The following is a 14,928-nucleotide window of genomic DNA, read 5'->3' as shown; positions in this document are numbered from 1 at the left end:
AACCTCATGTCATCAGCCCGCGTGCCGCTACCGGCAGCGTTTCGAGAACCTTCTCACCGTCTATCAGATTGACCTCGTTGAACAGGTTGGTGACGACGCAGCAGTGGTCCGGCACCACGCGCACGCGTTCGCCAATGCGGAGCCTGCCGTCGCCGGAAAGCGTGACCGTGCCGTGCTCCTCGCTCAGGCCCGTCACCAGCGCTCCGGGGACGCCCATCAACTCTCCAAAATCCTTTAGCCCAAGCGTATCGCTGGACAGGGCCTTGCTGCCGCTATCGAGAATGGCGCGCGTCGCTGTCGGATGGCTGACCACGGTTGCGAGCACCGTCAGCGCGCAATCGTCCAAGGTGCCGACGCCTTTGGCGACCTGGTAGCGGTCGAGATAGATGTAGGTTCCCGGGCGATACTCCGTGATGACGGATGCATCGGCGGAGCGCCACATATCAGGCGTGCCGCCGCTGGAGATGCGCTCGCAGGCAAGTCCCGAGGCTGCCAGCGCCTGCTTGGCGTCGGCAAGCCAGGCTTCAGCTTCACTCGCGCGGCCGGCGGCCGGATAGGTCATCAGTCCGCCGAAGGTGAGGCCACCTGCCTTGTCGATCAGCCTTGCCAGCGCCACTGCTTCATTGGCTGTCTGCACGCCGCAGCGACCCATGCCGGTGTCGCATTCGACCAACACGGGCAGAGGATGGCCGGCATCGGTGAAAGCTGCCGCGAGCCCTTCCAGCGTATCCATGCTGTCGGCCGTCACCGACAGGGTCACGCGGCCGTGCAGCGCCTTCAGCCGCTCGAGCTTGGCGCGCCCCAGAATGTTGTAGGGGAGAAAGATATCGGTCAGCCCGGCGTCGGCCATTACCTCGGCCTCGCCGATCTTCTGGCACGTGATGCCCACGGCACCTGCCGCCATTTGCTTCTTCGCCCAATAAGGCAGCTTGTGCGTCTTGATGTGCGGCCTGAGCTTCAGTCCGTTCTTGTCGGCATGAGCCTGTGCACGAGCAATGTTGGCTTCGGCGCGTGCGACGTCGACAAGGATCGAAGGCGTATCGAGGTCATGGATGGTCTGCATCGGCTATCCCTGTGCAATTCGCAAGGGTTTATGAGCCTCAAAGCACGCGATGTCACGCGGCCAGCGGGCCGCGATCTGTTGGCCATGGGTGGCACGCGCGAGGCTCGAACAGGCAGGGCTCGAATCGGCAAGATGGATCGACACCGCACCGGCGTTCGGCTATGCGATTGTCGGAAAAATCGACACGAGGGTCATCATCTTGAAACGCTCCGCCATCAACGACATCATCCGCGAAGCCGACGCCTTTATCCGCTCGTTCGGCTATATCATGCCGCCTTTCGCCTACTGGTCGCCGGAAGAGATGAAGACGCGCCAGGTCGATTCCTCGGCCATCTTCACCTCACGGCTCGGCTGGGACATCACCGACTACGGCCAGGGCAAGTTCGACGATCTCGGCCTGTTTCTGTTCACCGTTCGCAACGGCCGCTACGAGGACATGAAGAAGGGCATGGGCATGCTCTATGCCGAAAAGATCATGATTTCGCGCAAGGAACAGATGTCGCCGATGCACCGCCACAACATCAAGGCCGAGGACATCATCAACCGCGGCGGCGGCAAGCTGGTGCTTGAACTGTTCATGCATGATCGCGACGGCGGCATCGACCCCAAGGCCGAGGTATCGGTGCCGGTCGACGGAACCATCCACAGGCTGCCGGCGGGCGGACTGCTGAAGCTTGATCCGGGCCAAAGCGTCACGCTCTTGCCTGGCGTTTGGCACGCCTTCTGGGCCGAGGGCAAGGATGTCCTGATCGGCGAGGTGTCGACCGTCAATGACGATCGCACGGACAACGTCTTTCGCGAGCCGATCGGCCGTTTCGCCGATATCGAGGAAGACACATCGCCGCTGCATCTATTGGTGGCGGACTATGACAAATGGCTGGGCTGAGGGCGTCCGTTCTCAACCCCACATCGCCCCCGACTTGCGGGGCCAGCAACCAAGTCCGAGGAGAAATAAGTCTTGAAGTCAGCTCTAGTTCTAACCATTGCCGCCTTGGCGGCGCTCGGTTTCGGTATGCCGGCCCAGGCGGCGGGCTTCACCAATATCGTCATTTCCGCGACCAAGGACGGGGGAATGCCGCAAAGCAACTTCCCTGTCGAGACACCGGTGATCTACGTCTCGGCTGACCTCGTGGATATCGCGCCGACCTCGAAAATCACATTCTCCTGGGTCTCGGTTGATTCTCACGGCGCCGCGCCGGAGAACTATACCATCGACAAGGTCGACCTCGACGTAGGAGCCAACAATCAGGCTGATTCACAACTCAGCAAACCCACGGCGGGATGGCCGGAGGGCACCTATCGGGTTGATTTGGCCATTGATGGAAGTGTTGCTGAATCGGTACCCTTCAGCATTCCATGATTGAACTGCGCGAGAAGGGCGCGACGGGCATCAATGACAACAGCTGAGTGCCGATTGCACGCCCGTCCGGCACAGGCACGATGAGCTGATCGGCACATCGGCCTTGGCCAGCGCCGTGGCGAGTTTTGCCTGCAGTGCAGGCAGCTCTTGGCTCTCGCCGCGCCGCCTCAAACATTCCACCAGCCCGTGCAGCGCCCAGACATTGTCCGGGTGCTGGGCGCAGCGCTGCACATTGCCGCTCAGGCCGAGATCATCGCGATAGACCTGTTCGGCCTCTTGCGCGTGGCCCTGGTCGAGAAGCAGCGCCGCCAGCGCATGACGCGGCGGGTGCATCCACGCCCACGGCTCGGTGTAGGACAGATTGTCATCCAGCTCGACCGCGTGCCTGAGATGGCCGTAGGCCTGCTCGTGCCGGCCTTGATGATAGGCAAGCTCGCCGTCGAGCAAGGCGGCACCGACGGCGAGCGAGGCGCGGGCCGGGTTGCTAAGAAAACGCCGCTCGGCTGGAATGCCTTCGAGATGCTGGTGGAAGCGTTCACGCTCGCGCTCGGCGTCGGTGAATTGCCTCAGCGTCGCATGCGCCACGCCCTTGGCGTAGTGCTGCATGGCCGCCGTCAGCACATAGAGGCCGGGCTCTTCGGTTGCCGGCTCCTTGATGATTTCCCGCCAGCGACCGAAGCGCACCAGCACGTGCGATCTCATCGCATGATAGCCTTCCACGGTCTGGGTGAGTTTGGGCCGATCCTGGATGGCGACCACGTCACGCGTCACCCGGCTGCGCACCTTGTCTGCGGCCCACAGCGCCGGCTGGTACTGGCCCGACAACATGCAGGTGAACATCATCAGGTGCAGGTCGTGGCAGCAGCCGAGCAGATAATAGGTCGGCTCATCGGCGTAGGCGAGATAGAGGTCGTTGGCCCGAACCGCCTTTTCGCTGGCGAGCTTCGCCTTCTCATAGTCGCCGCACAGCACAAAGATATGCCCCGGCATGTGGTTCATGTGCCCGGCATCGGGGCACATCTCGCCGAGCTGATCGGCCGAGCGCATGCCGCGTTCCGGGACGGTGGACATTTCCAGCAGATGAATGTGCAGGTGGATGATCGCCGGATGCTGCGCGATGCCGGATTCGTCTGCGAGCCGGATTGACCGCTCGCAAACCTCCAGCGCCTCGACGACATCGGAATTCGGAGCCGGTTTACCGGTCTTGAGGTCCCACAGGCGCCGTACCGTGCGCATCATCAGCGCCTCGACAAGAAGCGCCATCACATCATGATCGTCGGGAAAATTCTGATGGACCCGCCGCATCGCGTCGGCATAGGCGTTGTCCCATTGCTCGAACTCCGGCGGCGCCACCCGGTGCGGTTTCCGGAAGCGGCAAGCCAACGCCTCGATCAATTGTCTTTCCATCTCGCTGGCTGCGGCCGCACTGGCGCGCGCGAGCTGGACATGCTCGAAGCAACGCTTCGTCGCGCTGTTTGCCTCGGCCTCGCCATGCTCCTTCCATGTCAGATTGTAGAAAGGCCCGGCTGCATAGGCTATGCCCCAATGAACCATCGGGCAGTCCGGATCGGTCTCCAGCGCCTTCTCAAAGCACTTGATGCCTTCCTCATGGTTGAAGCCGTAGCACCAGTTCAGACCGAGATCGAACCAGCGCTGGGTCTCGGTAGAGCGGGTGGAGATCGGGCGGCGGTAGCCGCCGAGATTGAAGCGATCCATGGGGCCTCATTCAAGTCGGGTTCGCCGCGAGCCAAGCCCTGGCCAGATTCTTCGCCGTCAATGTGTTCCGAAATTCGCAGCCATGGCAAACACCATGGTTTTGGGATGGATGTGAAGAGCGGCTATGCGCCGTCCTGGTCGGTCTCTTCGGGTGCCACTTCGCCTTGCCAGCCGCCTAACTCCGGCAGGTCCTCAAGCCAACTTTTCTCGGTCATCACGGCATCGCCAGCCTGTGGTGCGGCCTCGGTGGCGTTTTGAATCAGCCAGTCCACCCACTTCCGATAGGCAGCCGGATCCATCTGGGGCGGCAGCACTTTGGCCTTGAGCAGCATCCTCTTGCGGAAGCTGGTTTGCCTGCGCAGTTTGGTCGTCGTGAACTTGATTGCCTTGCCCTGGTATTCAACCGTCCAGCGGTCGCCTCCATGGCCGACAAGCCTGTCTACGGCGAAACCGGCATCGACCGGTCTCTCCCGCCAGGGAAGCTCGATGGCGTTCTTCCTCAAATCGATAGCCCATCGTCTGTAGTCGGCCCCGGGACGCTGGGGCGGCAGCACGCCGGCCTGTTCAAGAATCTTCCGTCGGAAGGTAGGCTGCTTCTTGAGCTGGCCGGTCGTCAGCTCGATGCGATGTCCACGGAATTCGACATGCCAGCGGATCCTCCCATTGCCGACATACTTCACCAATCTGTCGATAAAGAACTCGCCATCGGCAAGCATCACGCATCCCTGCTTGATCCTGGAGAGGATGTATTGGCTGTCAGTGACCATCAGGCGGCCTTATGCAGGATTCGTTCGCGAAGCGTAGCGACAGCGATGTGCCGGATTTATGCACCAGAAAAGCGTTCCGGTTCCGATTTTCGCTAAGTGACCACTTTCATTGAAAAATGCTTGGCTGGGGAACCTGGATTCGAACCAGGACTAACGGAGTCAGAGACAGATTTGTCCTCTGTTTTCGCTAGGAAATTCGCCTTCGTGTTGCAACCGTGTTGCAGTCGAAGCTACGAAAGCAGTCTGGCTTCGATCTCGGCTACTGCCGTTTGATCGGCGGCGTCATCCTCGAAAAGATGGCCATAGGTGTCGAACGTCACGGTGATCGAGCTATGCCCCATGATCGTCTGTACGCGCTTCGGCGAGAGCTTCTGTTCGATAAACAAGCTCGCCGCCGCATGGCGCAGCGCATGGAAATTGTACTTTGCGACTTTAAGCGGATCGCCGCTGTCGTACAGCCTGGACGGGTGCAGGCGGTAAAGCCCGACCCCGACGAGTAGGGGCGTCCAGACGCGCGCAAGAATGTTGTGGTGGTCGAGCGGCGTTCCCTCGTCCGATGGAAAAACCAGGCCGTCCGGGCCGTTCGCTACGGATAGACGCTGCTGCTTCAACGCGTTTACTGCCATCGGCGCCAAAGGCACGTCTCTCTCGCCGGCCGATGTCTTCGGCAGACCAAACTCACCCCATGCGTCGACTCGTCCCTTCACTGTGAGAATGCCGCGCTTCAGATCCACGGCGCTCCATTTGAGACCGCGCAGCTCGGAAGCGCGCAGTCCGCTGAATAGTGCGGTGACGATTAGAGCGCGGTGCTTGCCCTGTGCCGCGGAGAGTATTGACCGCAATTCGGCCTTGGTCGGAATTTCCGGGCGCTTCGATTTCCGACGATCGCCGGCCTTCACCTTGGCATCCGACACCGGATTGGTCGCCGCCAGGCCACGCCGCCTTGCATCAACAAAGACCGCGCCAAGAGAGCGCACGACGCGTTTGACCATGTCCGGCGATCGGCCCTTCTCCCCAAGGTCGTCGGCGAAGGCATGGACGTGTGGCGTATTGAACTGGGAGAGCTTCTTGGCGCCGATGAGCGGCACGATGTGAAGGTTCACATGCTCGGCATAGGCGGCGAGCGTCGATCGCTCCAGGCCGTCAGCCTCGCACCTTGCCAACCAAAGTTTTGCGGCTTCGCGAATCGTGATCGAGGCGCTGTCGGCAACATGGACACCCAGCTGCAGGTCGCGCCGAACCTTGACCAAATAGGCGTCGGCGTCCTTGCGTTTGTCGAATTGCTTGGCCCGGCGATTGCCGCCGGCGTCGAAATAGTCGGCCAACCAGCGAACTTCACCGGAGGGCAGAACGCGCTTCCGAACCTTGGCCATCACTGCCCATCCTCGTTAAGCCTCGGGTCTTTTCCCTCTGCAATCATTTCCGCTTCAACAGCTTTGCTCAATCGCCGATACTGTTCGGCATGGCCCAAGTCGCCGAGCTTAAGCTGATGCGTCGCCGGCAACTCATCATATCGGCGCTGTAGGCGTTCGTAGTACTCATCGCGGTACACATTTGGACGGCCGATGATGGCGCCCAGTTGGCTGTTGATATTATGGAATCTATCTGACGGTCCAGTCGACTGAACTATCTCCTTCCATGTGTTGGTAGCGATGGCAGTTGAAACATGGAAATCGAACTCCGGCACCGAGCCCGTATGGCCTTCGCTGTTTGGCACACGGATGCTGCCAGGCCTGATGGCATCCAATATCTTGTCGACCGTAGAGACCACAAAGTTAAAAGCATCCCGATCGTTCAGCCAGTCCGTTTCAGGCATTTTCGAAGCGGCTTGCTCGATGCCGAGACCTATGGCTTGCAGCAACCGATAGGTTTTTGCGCTGCCGAACCGTCGTTCGATGTACTTATCTTCGCTCAAGGTTTGCTGAAGCCGAAAGGTGATTTCCTCGGACAGGGGGCGCCGATTTTCCAGCGCTTCCGCCTCAAGTGCTTCTTTTAGGTAGGGTCTGAGCCGAAGTGACAATGGCGCAGATTTGCGCTCGGCCGCCGGCTTTGGCGTCGGTCCACGGGTGCCCATTCCTAACAGCCTCAATCGCTCGGAAAACTCTGCGCTACATCCGTAGTTACCAAATCTTTTAACGTCAACTAATTTCGCGTATCTCTCGGGAAGTACCGAAACTCACATGGAGGTTTCCATCATGGAAGCGCGCAAAGTGACTACCCATCCCGACGCATTGGTGCTGACCCTCCAGGAGGCCGGCCTTAAACTTGGCTTCTCTAAGAGCGCTGCCTATGCAGCGGCAGCCAGGGGCGACATCCCAACGGTTCGCATCGGGGGGCGTATCAGGGTTCCCAAGGATGCGCTCGCCCGTCTCCTTCAAGTGTCCAAGCAGCCAGCCTGAATTGTGGGTTGGCAAAATGACGGACCACGAGATCGATGCTTCAGCCGCCCAAGCCGTCGACTGGGATAAAGTCGCGCTAAAGCTTTCCCTTGTAGATCATGCGCGCATCCTTTTCGGCATGCGCGCCGCACGGCAGATGTGGGCTGATCTCGGCCTGCCGTCGCCGGCCGATCGCCCAAACAGCGGTGCGCCTGGAGGCGTTATTGATTTTTTGCGTGAGGCTACCAAGCAGGATATGTTCGGGGAGATCAATGCAACCGATCTCCATTCCCGCTATCGAGAGTGGGCCGAAAGCAGAGGCATTGTCCCGTGTAGCCCAAGCGCATTTGGCAAATACGCCGCGCGCGAGCGCATAGCGGTTCGAAGAGGTGGCGGCGCCACGTACTATTGTGGGCTTCGACTTAAGGAAGCCTCATGAACCTTAGAGCCAAAATCCCCATCCCCTTGGCTTTGCTTCGCGCGGCGACGGGGCAAATTGGCCCCATAGGCACTTTCGGCAGGGCTGATAGTGCCGGTTACTATCCCGGTCTTCAGGGATCAGCACTCGAAAGAACGCAGACGGATCATATGGTTGTGCGCGAAGTGCCGATAGTGCGGCATTTCCTCGGCTATGCATGCGCGTATGGGATAAGCCGACGATGGATAGGTCTGACCTCTCTATATGTACGCGCGGTTTTGGTGCACTTCGGGCACTATCTTGTCTTGTTGGAAGAAATAGCAAACGAGAACAATGGTTTACTCGCTACCCAATTAGTGCAGATATCGAAAAACAGTGCAGATATGGCCCTAAACAGTGCCGATGTGCCGTTTTGCGCGTTTCGACTCTGCAACGGAGGCTGCTGCCACCGTGGATCGTGAACAAGCCCTCGCTGAATTGCGGCAAATTGTTAATGCGGCCAAGAATCTGGGCCACTGGGCGGCGGCTTTGGAATCCACGCTCGGTGACGGCTTACTTTCGGTCCAGGCAACTCCACCAGCAGCCCCGCCAAAGGTGGAGCGTGAAGAGGAATGGCTAAATCCCAAGGCAGCGGCGCGGATGGCAGGAGTTCACCATACCACCGTGAGAAGGTGGGCCGATGACGAGGTTCGGTATCCTGGTCTCAGCAAAATGATAGGGGGGCGATGGAGAATATCCTCCAAAGTGCTGGGCCTTATCATAGCCGGCGAGCCGCCGTTGTCATCCAATCCCACCAAAGGGCGCTGATGGTGCCGATCCTGACGCTTCCGTCGCGCGACCGGCACCCCCAAAAACTGCAGTAAATCAGATCGTTATACGGCTGGTGCCGATGGTGCCGGACTCTGGTGGGTACGCATATGACTGCGCAGCCCTTGGGAATTGGGCGATCGTCTTGGCTCTCATATGCGTTATCTGAGATTACCCTCACCATCGGCACCATCGAGACCATTGGTATTAATTGTCTTGCGAAAGCAATGGCTTGCTTAAATCCAAGAGGGTGCAGAAAGAGAAAAAGGGTGCTGATGGTGCTGGTCCTGCTCTTGCGGCCAGCAAAATTGCAATTCGCGCGCGTTTTGCGCGTTTCGCGGCATGGCGCATGCCTGTTTCGTGCCGCACCATTCTCGCGACGAACGAACTGATTTGCGAGACGACTACCATGACGGACATCATCCAGTTGCCTCAGTTCCAGCGCCCCGCCGCTGTGCGCGGCGCTTCGTTTGACAAGGGCGCTAGAACGGTCGACGTCATCTGGACCACTGGCGCCACGGTTCGCCGGCTATCCTGGGCGGACGGCGAATTCGACGAGGAACTTGTCGTGTCGAATTCGACGGTGCGGCTTGCTCGCCTCAACAGCGGCGCCCCTTTTCTCGACACGCACACCAGCTCAAACCTCGCGGCCGTCATTGGCTCGGTGGTGCCAGGCAGCGCTCGCCTGGAAAGCGGTCAGGGCTTGGCAAAGATCAAGCTAAGCGGGCGCTCGGAGGCTGCCGGCGTCGTCAAGGACATTTCCGACGGCGTCATTCGCAATATTTCCGTCGGCTACCGGGTGCTGATGGTCGAGAAGACCGACCGCCGTGGTGACGTCCCATTACATCGCGTGATCGACTGGGAGCCTTGGGAAATCTCGGCGGTGCCGATCCCCGCCGATGCTGGCGCACACATTCGTGCACATCGTGGCGAAGCGCTCTTCACCTGCAAGATCCTCGAAGGACGGGATCTCGTTCAAGCCATTCGCAACCGCATGCTGCGCGCGCAATTGGAAATGGAACAACGGCTCGCCGGCATTCGCTGAGCCCCGCTAACCGGAAAGGCCACTCGGATGGATATCAAACTGAATTGGAAAGATTTCGTGGCGGTCGTGCGCAAGCAGAAGTCTGGCGCGGACGAAGTGCGGGCCAAGCTCGCGCAAATTGACATCGACGCGATGGAAACTCGTGCATCCGAGCTTGAAGCGAAGCGCCGCGCCTTGCTCGGCAGCGGTGAAGACAGCGACATCGACGCGATCGAGGCCGAGATCGTCAAGGCCAATCGTGACATCGAACGTGCCATAGCCATTCAGGAGGAACTGCGGGAGCGTCTTGCGACCATCGAGGCGGAACAGACGCGGGCTGCTAGTATGAAGGCGTACGACGAAGCCAGGGCGCGTTCGGCGAAACTCCTTTCAGAAATCCCGAAGCGTTGGGATTCGGCCGCAAATGAGGTCGTCGATATCATTCGGGATATGCTTTTAGGGGAACAGGCGATCAGTCATGTGAACGCCAATCTTCCTGAAGGCGTGGCGCCTTTGCCGTCGATTGAACTGACAATGCGCGGCATGCCAGGCGAGCCCGAGCAGAGGGGCAAATCGAACCTGCGCAAGCCAGCCTGGTACTACACCAAGGAGGCTGAAGGCTGGGGACCAGTCGAAGAGCAATTCGTTGCCCAGATCACTCCAAATCCAGACGGAAAGACAGGCAAGCTTGCCCGCTCTGGAGGTGGCTATTCGCGCAACCTTGACGTGGAACTGCGTCAGTATCGCGAGGTTGAAATCCTGGTCGAACGCGGCTGGGCTCGGCCGGTTCCCCTTGCAGCCTCGGTCAAACTGCCTGCTTTCCGTGTCGGCGAGGCAGACGTTTGGGCGCCCTTCAATTCGGGCTTCTCAGGCGAATTCGGGGCGAATGCTTCGGTCATTCTCGACCATATAGAGCGGATGAACCAACAGCGGTTGCGCCCGCCGGCCGATCCGCGCCCCGACCGAAGCACGCGTACCGTCCTCGAACGCGTCGACGTGTGATCGAAATGGCTGTCGCTCCCAATACTGATTTGGCATTTCGTCCGACCGATGTTTCGCCCAGTCGGCTCTTCATCGTAGCCCATCATGAAGCCGGACATGCCGTCGCTGCTTTCAAGCTGGGCTGGCCGATCAAATACCTCACGACAATTCCAGGGCACGACGAAAGGGGAGTGTTCGACGGCATGGTGTCCCTTGCCAGGAAACGGCATCAAATCGAGGACCAGGATCTCAGAATATCACTCGCCCGTCAGCAAATGACGGAGAATCTCATCTTCACCATGGCCGGCGCGGCCGCTCAAAGAAAAGTGGCGCCGCGGTCCAAGGTGCCCGACAACGCGCGATGGGATGAGGAGGATACACGCAACCTGCTTGCACTTGCCGCCACCAGCTTCAAGAGCGAGATCGCTTTGCGTCGGTTCTGCGCGATCGAAGCAAGGGAGCTGATCACGCGCAACTGGCTGGCGGTGGAGGCAGTAGCTGCAGTCGCTATCAAGGAGCGATGGCTGAATGGCCAGCGTGTTGGGGAGGTGATCGACCAGGTGGACGCGGCGCAAGCCGACGCCAACCGCAGATACCTCGCGGAACATGGATTGCCCGACGCGGCTCATGTCATGGCGGTGTGCGAGCAGGGGCGACGCCGCGCCAAAGGTGTTTCTCGCCAGCAAATCGCCAATGCAGCGCTGAGGGCAGTCCTTGATCATTTGGCGTTTGGTCGACCGCTGAACCCTGCGGCAATTGCAGAAGCCGTTGAGATCGACGCGTGGTGGAGGCACCTCGACAAGGCGCTCGCAGCCGACAAGTTGAACGGCATGGTGGACCGACACCGCGCCACATTTCAGCGGATGACGCCATGATCACAAGGCCGATCTTCGTTGCGCCTCGCAGGATGCCAAGGCGGGCAGGAAGGCTGGTCGCAACCTTGATCTCTGCATTAGCCGGCGCCCCAATGTCGTGGCTTCTGAAGCTGACGGCGAATGATCAACTGCACGATGAATTCGAAGTCGGGCGCCCCATCCTCCTCGCTTGCTTGCTGTGGCGCCAGCCATGATCAGCCCCACCCCCGGCCTTGGGTCCTTCCCTGCTCCAAACAGTATGCGGGACGGCGTAGCCCGAGGGTTCGCTAGTCAGAGGGTTCGAAAACATGGTTGACATGTTGACGGAGGTTGACGGGGAGGAAATGGGCCTGTGGTTGACGCTGGCCGATGTTGCGCGGCGGCGCTCAGTCAGTCGCGCGGCGATCTCGAAAAGGGTCAAGCGTCTGGAGGCTCAAGGGTCGATCAAAACCCGACCAGGTCCCGGCGGCAACGTCCTCGTAGAACTCGCCGCTTTCGATCTGGCCACCAACGAACAAACTCCGATCGACAGCCAAGCGCAACCGGCGGTGTCTCAACATTCGCGGAGATCTCCAAAGCCACAGGGCGCAGCTGCAGACAAGGTCAAGTACGAAGCGGCCCTGCGACGCCTCGACTACGAAGAGCGCATCAAAAATCTGGTGCCGATCAAGCATGTCGAGGATGCGATGGTGCGTGCTGGCGAGGGCATCGTCAGGGCGATCGAGCAGCTGCCGAACTTCACCGCCGAATTGATGGCCGCCACGCGCGATGGCGAGCCGGCGGTGCGTCGCAAACTGCGCGAGATCAAGGACCACATCAGGCGCAAGGCGGCCGAGGCTCTTGTGCTGTTGCGTGACGAGGGTGCGGCTCAAGAGCGGGCCGGCGGCGTCGAGTACGATCTTGGCGAAATTGATGAAGGAAGGGAAGAATCCCATGGCTAAAAATACGATCACACAGCGCATCGCGCTCGACGGCGGCAAGGCGATCGAGGACCAGCTGAAGGCGCTCGGCGCCGTCGGCGAAAAGGCCTTCGCTCAGATCCAGAGCGCCGCCAACAAGGCGAACCTCGACAAATTCACGGCCAGCCTCGGCAAGTTCGGCAGCGACCTGGCGACGGTCGGCCGCCGCTTTGCCCTTCTCGGCGCCGGCTTGACGGCGGCCACTGCCGGCGCCGGCGCGGCCCTGTTCGGTCTGGCGAAGTCGAGCGGCGACGTCGCCGACCAGGCAGGCAAAGCGGCCGAAAAGACCGGCCTGCAAGTGGAAGCTTACGGGCGCCTGGCATTCGCGGCCGAGCAGGCCGATGTCGGCAATGACCAGTTCGTCGCCGGCATGAGCAAATTGAACAAGGCAATCGCGGACGCCGCCAGCAAGACCACGAAGATCGGCGATGCGTTCGACGCCAGCGGGGTCAAGGTGACGCGCTTCGGCGCCGCGACCAACAAGGCGGCCGATGCCACCAAGCAGACCGGGACCATCTTCGACCGGCTCGGTATCAAGATCAGGGACGCCAATGGCAATTTGCGGACCAATGAAGCGATCCTGCTCGACGTCGCCGACGCCTTCGCGCGGCTGCCGGATGGTGCCCTGAAAAGCGCCCTGGCGATTGAGCTGTTCGGCAAGGCAGGCGCCGACCTGCTGCCCTTCCTCAACGAGGGCAAGGCAGGGCTGTTCGAGCTCGGCAGGCAGGCCGAGCGGCTGGGCGTCATCCTGACCAAGGAACAGGCCAACATCGGCGATGCTCTTGGCGACAGTCTCGACGGCGTCAAGAAAGCGGCCGCCGGCGCCCGCCTGCAGCTTGGCCTGATCTTCGCGCCGGGACTTACCGTGCTTGCAAACGGATTCGCCGATCTCATCGCCAAAAACCGCGACGTCCTCATCGCATTCGGCCAGGCCATCAATCAGAACGTCTTGAGCGTCGTCGGCGATCTCCTCCATCTCCTCAGCGGCAATTCGCAAAACGTCAAAAATCCCTGGATCAAGGATTGGTCGGCCGCGATCGTGCAGTTCGGCGCCGATGTCGCTGGCGTCTTCAACGGTCTGGTGCTGCCTGCTTTTAAGGCGCTACGCGAAGGCGCGCAGTTCGTCGCCGACCTGCTCAACAAGGTTTTCGGGACCGACATCACCGCCGGCGAGCTGGCGCTCGGCGCCGCGGTCCTGTCGCTTGTCGGGGCGTTCAGCTTGCTCGCGTCCACCGTCAGTGTCGTGGTCGCCGGCATCGGCCTCCTGGCCGGCGCTGTCGGCGGCATCCCGCTTGCCATCGGTGCGGCGTTGATAGCGGCTGGCGTTGCGCTTGTGGTGTTCTGGGACGAGGCCAAGGCTGGCGCAGCGGCGGGCTGGCAATACATTTCCGACGCCGCGTCGGCGGCCTGGCAGTCGATCGTCAATGGGGCGACCGACCTTTGGTCGCAAATCGTGGGGGCCTTTCAGCAGGGCCAGCAGATGGCGGTCGATGCCTTCAACGGTATCGTCGAGGCCATCGTCGAGGCGTGGGGCGGCCTCACTGGGCGCTTGGGCGATATCGCTCAGCAGATCGTTGATCGCATCGTCGGTGCCTTCCAAGGCATCACCGCGCGTATTTCGGCGATCCTCAACGGGATTGTCGGCATCGCCCAAAGCGTCCTCAACAGGGTCTCGGCGCTGGTCGACAGCGTGCTGGCGAAAATCAAATCGGCGATCGAGTTCGCCAAGCAGCTCGCGGGCTTCGGCGGTGGCGATTCGGGCGGCGGCGGTTCGTCTGCCTCCGGCTTCGCCGGCGGAGGATCGGTGCGCGGACCTGGCGGTCCGAGGGGGGACAAGATCCCGGCCTGGCTATCGGACACGGAATTCGTGATGCAGGCATCGGCGGTGCGCAAATACGGCGCCGGCTTCATGCATGCGCTCAACAATGGCCTAGTGTCGCTAAAGTCGTTCCAGATGCCGCGCCTCAACCTCGGCGGGTTCGTCGACAACTTCAACCGATCAATGTCGATACCGCGTTTTGCCGGTGGGGGCTTTGCGGACGCGAGATTGGTGCCAGCTGGCGCCTCGGCCAATAACCGAACGCCAATCGTTCTGCAGTTGCCAGGCGGGGAGCAGATAGACGATCTCACGATCGGGGATATCGCGCTGAACAGGTTGCAGCAGTTCCTGATAAAAGATGCCTATTCGAGCAACGGCAGAAGGCCACGCAGATGACATTCCCAAATCCAGATCTCGGCCCGTTCGAGGGCGAAAACAAGGATTGGTCGGATCATGTGGCGCGCGGCTTCGTCCGCGAGGTCAGCCAAGATCAACTGAACGCGCCGGGCTGCGATCCGGCGCATGCGGCATATGCACATCTCATGGGGTTTATAGTCTGCACGATGGCCGATGCCGCAAAGCGAGGGGACGGCAAGATCCAGATCATGCCCGATCTACTCGAGAAGACGATGCCACGGCTGAAGGCTCTATTCGCCGGCACAATTGGCGTGACCCTTCTGGAAGGCGCACAGCCGATCTTCACCGTCGTACCTGGCGGCAAGAAGAAAGACGATCCCGAGGGCCAGGCGTGAGCGCATGGCTGGCCTTCTCGCTGGCTTTCG

The 14,928-nt window shown here is 60.6% G+C and carries 15 protein-coding genes; 10 read left to right on the top strand and 5 right to left on the bottom strand.

Features of this window, described 5'->3' with window-relative positions:
• Positions 1–4 precede the first annotated feature (4 nt).
• Complete coding sequence (locus tag X742_RS150055; RefSeq protein ID WP_023773336.1) at positions 5–1,063, bottom strand: D-TA family PLP-dependent enzyme; 1,059 nt, start codon at positions 1,061–1,063, stop codon at positions 5–7.
• Between the two features lie 199 nt (positions 1,064–1,262).
• Here X742_RS150055 and X742_RS150060 point away from each other — a divergent pair, with 199 nt between their 5' ends.
• Positions 1,263–1,949 (top strand): D-lyxose/D-mannose family sugar isomerase, encoded by a 687-nt coding sequence (locus tag X742_RS150060; RefSeq protein WP_023773335.1) that lies wholly within the window; start codon positions 1,263–1,265, stop codon positions 1,947–1,949.
• A gap of 72 nt (positions 1,950–2,021) precedes the next feature.
• A complete protein-coding gene (locus X742_RS150065; protein WP_023773334.1) occupies positions 2,022–2,423 on the top strand; it encodes a hypothetical protein in 402 nt (133 codons plus the stop codon).
• Positions 2,424–2,453: 30 nt separating this feature from the next.
• On the opposite strand, the gene X742_RS150070 is transcribed toward X742_RS150065, so the two are convergent.
• From X742_RS150070 to X742_RS150085, 4 genes are all read right to left on the bottom strand, one after another.
• Positions 2,454–4,139, bottom strand: coding sequence for a hypothetical protein (locus X742_RS150070; protein ID WP_023773333.1), 1,686 nt, complete (start codon positions 4,137–4,139; stop codon positions 2,454–2,456).
• Positions 4,140–4,261: 122 nt separating this feature from the next.
• Positions 4,262–4,906, bottom strand: a complete 645-nt coding sequence (locus X742_RS150075; protein WP_023773332.1) for a hypothetical protein — start codon at positions 4,904–4,906, stop codon at positions 4,262–4,264.
• 230 nt (positions 4,907–5,136) lie between these two features.
• Positions 5,137–6,279 (bottom strand): site-specific integrase, encoded by a 1,143-nt coding sequence (locus X742_RS150080; protein ID WP_023773331.1) that lies wholly within the window; start codon positions 6,277–6,279, stop codon positions 5,137–5,139.
• The gene (locus X742_RS150085) at positions 6,279–6,980 is read right to left on the bottom strand and encodes a hypothetical protein (protein ID WP_023773330.1); all 702 of its coding nucleotides are present in this window, start codon (positions 6,978–6,980) and stop codon (positions 6,279–6,281) included. The genes X742_RS150080 and X742_RS150085 overlap by 1 nt, the downstream gene beginning before the upstream one ends.
• Before the next feature lie 106 nt (positions 6,981–7,086).
• Here X742_RS150085 and X742_RS0137405 point away from each other — a divergent pair, with 106 nt between their 5' ends.
• From X742_RS0137405 to X742_RS150120, 8 genes are all read left to right on the top strand, one after another.
• Positions 7,087–7,305, top strand: coding sequence for a helix-turn-helix domain-containing protein (locus tag X742_RS0137405; RefSeq protein ID WP_031248112.1), 219 nt, complete (start codon positions 7,087–7,089; stop codon positions 7,303–7,305).
• Between the two features lie 16 nt (positions 7,306–7,321).
• A complete protein-coding gene (locus X742_RS1000000174085; RefSeq protein ID WP_156939406.1) occupies positions 7,322–7,723 on the top strand; it encodes a hypothetical protein in 402 nt (133 codons plus the stop codon).
• A 1,018-nt stretch (positions 7,724–8,741) separates the two neighbouring features.
• Positions 8,742–9,554: an HK97 family phage prohead protease gene (locus X742_RS10265; RefSeq protein ID WP_156939403.1), complete on the top strand. Its 813-nt coding sequence runs from the start codon at positions 8,742–8,744 to the stop codon at positions 9,552–9,554.
• Between the two features lie 27 nt (positions 9,555–9,581).
• Entirely contained in the window at positions 9,582–10,535 is a 954-nt protein-coding gene (locus X742_RS150095; protein ID WP_023773326.1) for a hypothetical protein, read from the top strand.
• 5 nt (positions 10,536–10,540) lie between these two features.
• Entirely contained in the window at positions 10,541–11,389 is an 849-nt protein-coding gene (locus X742_RS150100; protein ID WP_023773325.1) for a hypothetical protein, read from the top strand.
• Positions 11,390–11,676: 287 nt separating this feature from the next.
• Positions 11,677–12,309, top strand: a complete 633-nt coding sequence (locus X742_RS150110) for a helix-turn-helix domain-containing protein (protein ID WP_023773323.1) — start codon at positions 11,677–11,679, stop codon at positions 12,307–12,309.
• Positions 12,302–14,542 carry a hypothetical protein gene (locus X742_RS150115; protein ID WP_023773322.1) on the top strand — a complete coding sequence of 747 codons (2,241 nt, stop codon included), beginning with the start codon at positions 12,302–12,304 and terminating at the stop codon, positions 14,540–14,542. Before X742_RS150110 ends, X742_RS150115 begins: the two co-directional genes overlap by 8 nt.
• Complete coding sequence (locus X742_RS150120) at positions 14,539–14,898, top strand: hypothetical protein (protein ID WP_023773321.1); 360 nt, start codon at positions 14,539–14,541, stop codon at positions 14,896–14,898. The genes X742_RS150115 and X742_RS150120 overlap by 4 nt, the downstream gene beginning before the upstream one ends.
• Positions 14,899–14,928: the final 30 nt, after the last annotated feature.

Origin of the sequence: Mesorhizobium sp. LNHC229A00 (assembly GCF_000502415.1) — a bacterium.
Lineage (GTDB): Bacteria > Pseudomonadota > Alphaproteobacteria > Rhizobiales > Rhizobiaceae > Mesorhizobium.
This window is presented reverse-complemented; position numbering and strand designations above follow the sequence as displayed.

Excerpts from the sequence above, each read along its gene's own strand:
- X742_RS150055 (WP_023773336.1), bottom strand. The coding sequence starts at position 1,063 with ATGCAGACCATCCATGACCTCGATACGCCTTCGATCCTTGTCGACGTC.
- X742_RS150100 (WP_023773325.1), top strand. The coding sequence starts at position 10,541 with ATGGCTGTCGCTCCCAATACTGATTTGGCATTTCGTCCGACCGATGTT.
- X742_RS150075 (WP_023773332.1), bottom strand. The coding sequence starts at position 4,906 with ATGGTCACTGACAGCCAATACATCCTCTCCAGGATCAAGCAGGGATGC.
- X742_RS150095 (WP_023773326.1), top strand. The coding sequence starts at position 9,582 with ATGGATATCAAACTGAATTGGAAAGATTTCGTGGCGGTCGTGCGCAAG.
- X742_RS1000000174085 (WP_156939406.1), top strand. The coding sequence starts at position 7,322 with ATGACGGACCACGAGATCGATGCTTCAGCCGCCCAAGCCGTCGACTGG.
- X742_RS150115 (WP_023773322.1), top strand. The coding sequence starts at position 12,302 with ATGGCTAAAAATACGATCACACAGCGCATCGCGCTCGACGGCGGCAAG.
- X742_RS150110 (WP_023773323.1), top strand. The coding sequence starts at position 11,677 with ATGGTTGACATGTTGACGGAGGTTGACGGGGAGGAAATGGGCCTGTGG.
- X742_RS0137405 (WP_031248112.1), top strand. The coding sequence starts at position 7,087 with ATGGAGGTTTCCATCATGGAAGCGCGCAAAGTGACTACCCATCCCGAC.
- X742_RS150080 (WP_023773331.1), bottom strand. The coding sequence starts at position 6,279 with ATGGCCAAGGTTCGGAAGCGCGTTCTGCCCTCCGGTGAAGTTCGCTGG.
- X742_RS150070 (WP_023773333.1), bottom strand. The coding sequence starts at position 4,139 with ATGGATCGCTTCAATCTCGGCGGCTACCGCCGCCCGATCTCCACCCGC.
- X742_RS150120 (WP_023773321.1), top strand. The coding sequence starts at position 14,539 with ATGACATTCCCAAATCCAGATCTCGGCCCGTTCGAGGGCGAAAACAAG.
- X742_RS150085 (WP_023773330.1), bottom strand. The coding sequence starts at position 6,980 with ATGGGCACCCGTGGACCGACGCCAAAGCCGGCGGCCGAGCGCAAATCT.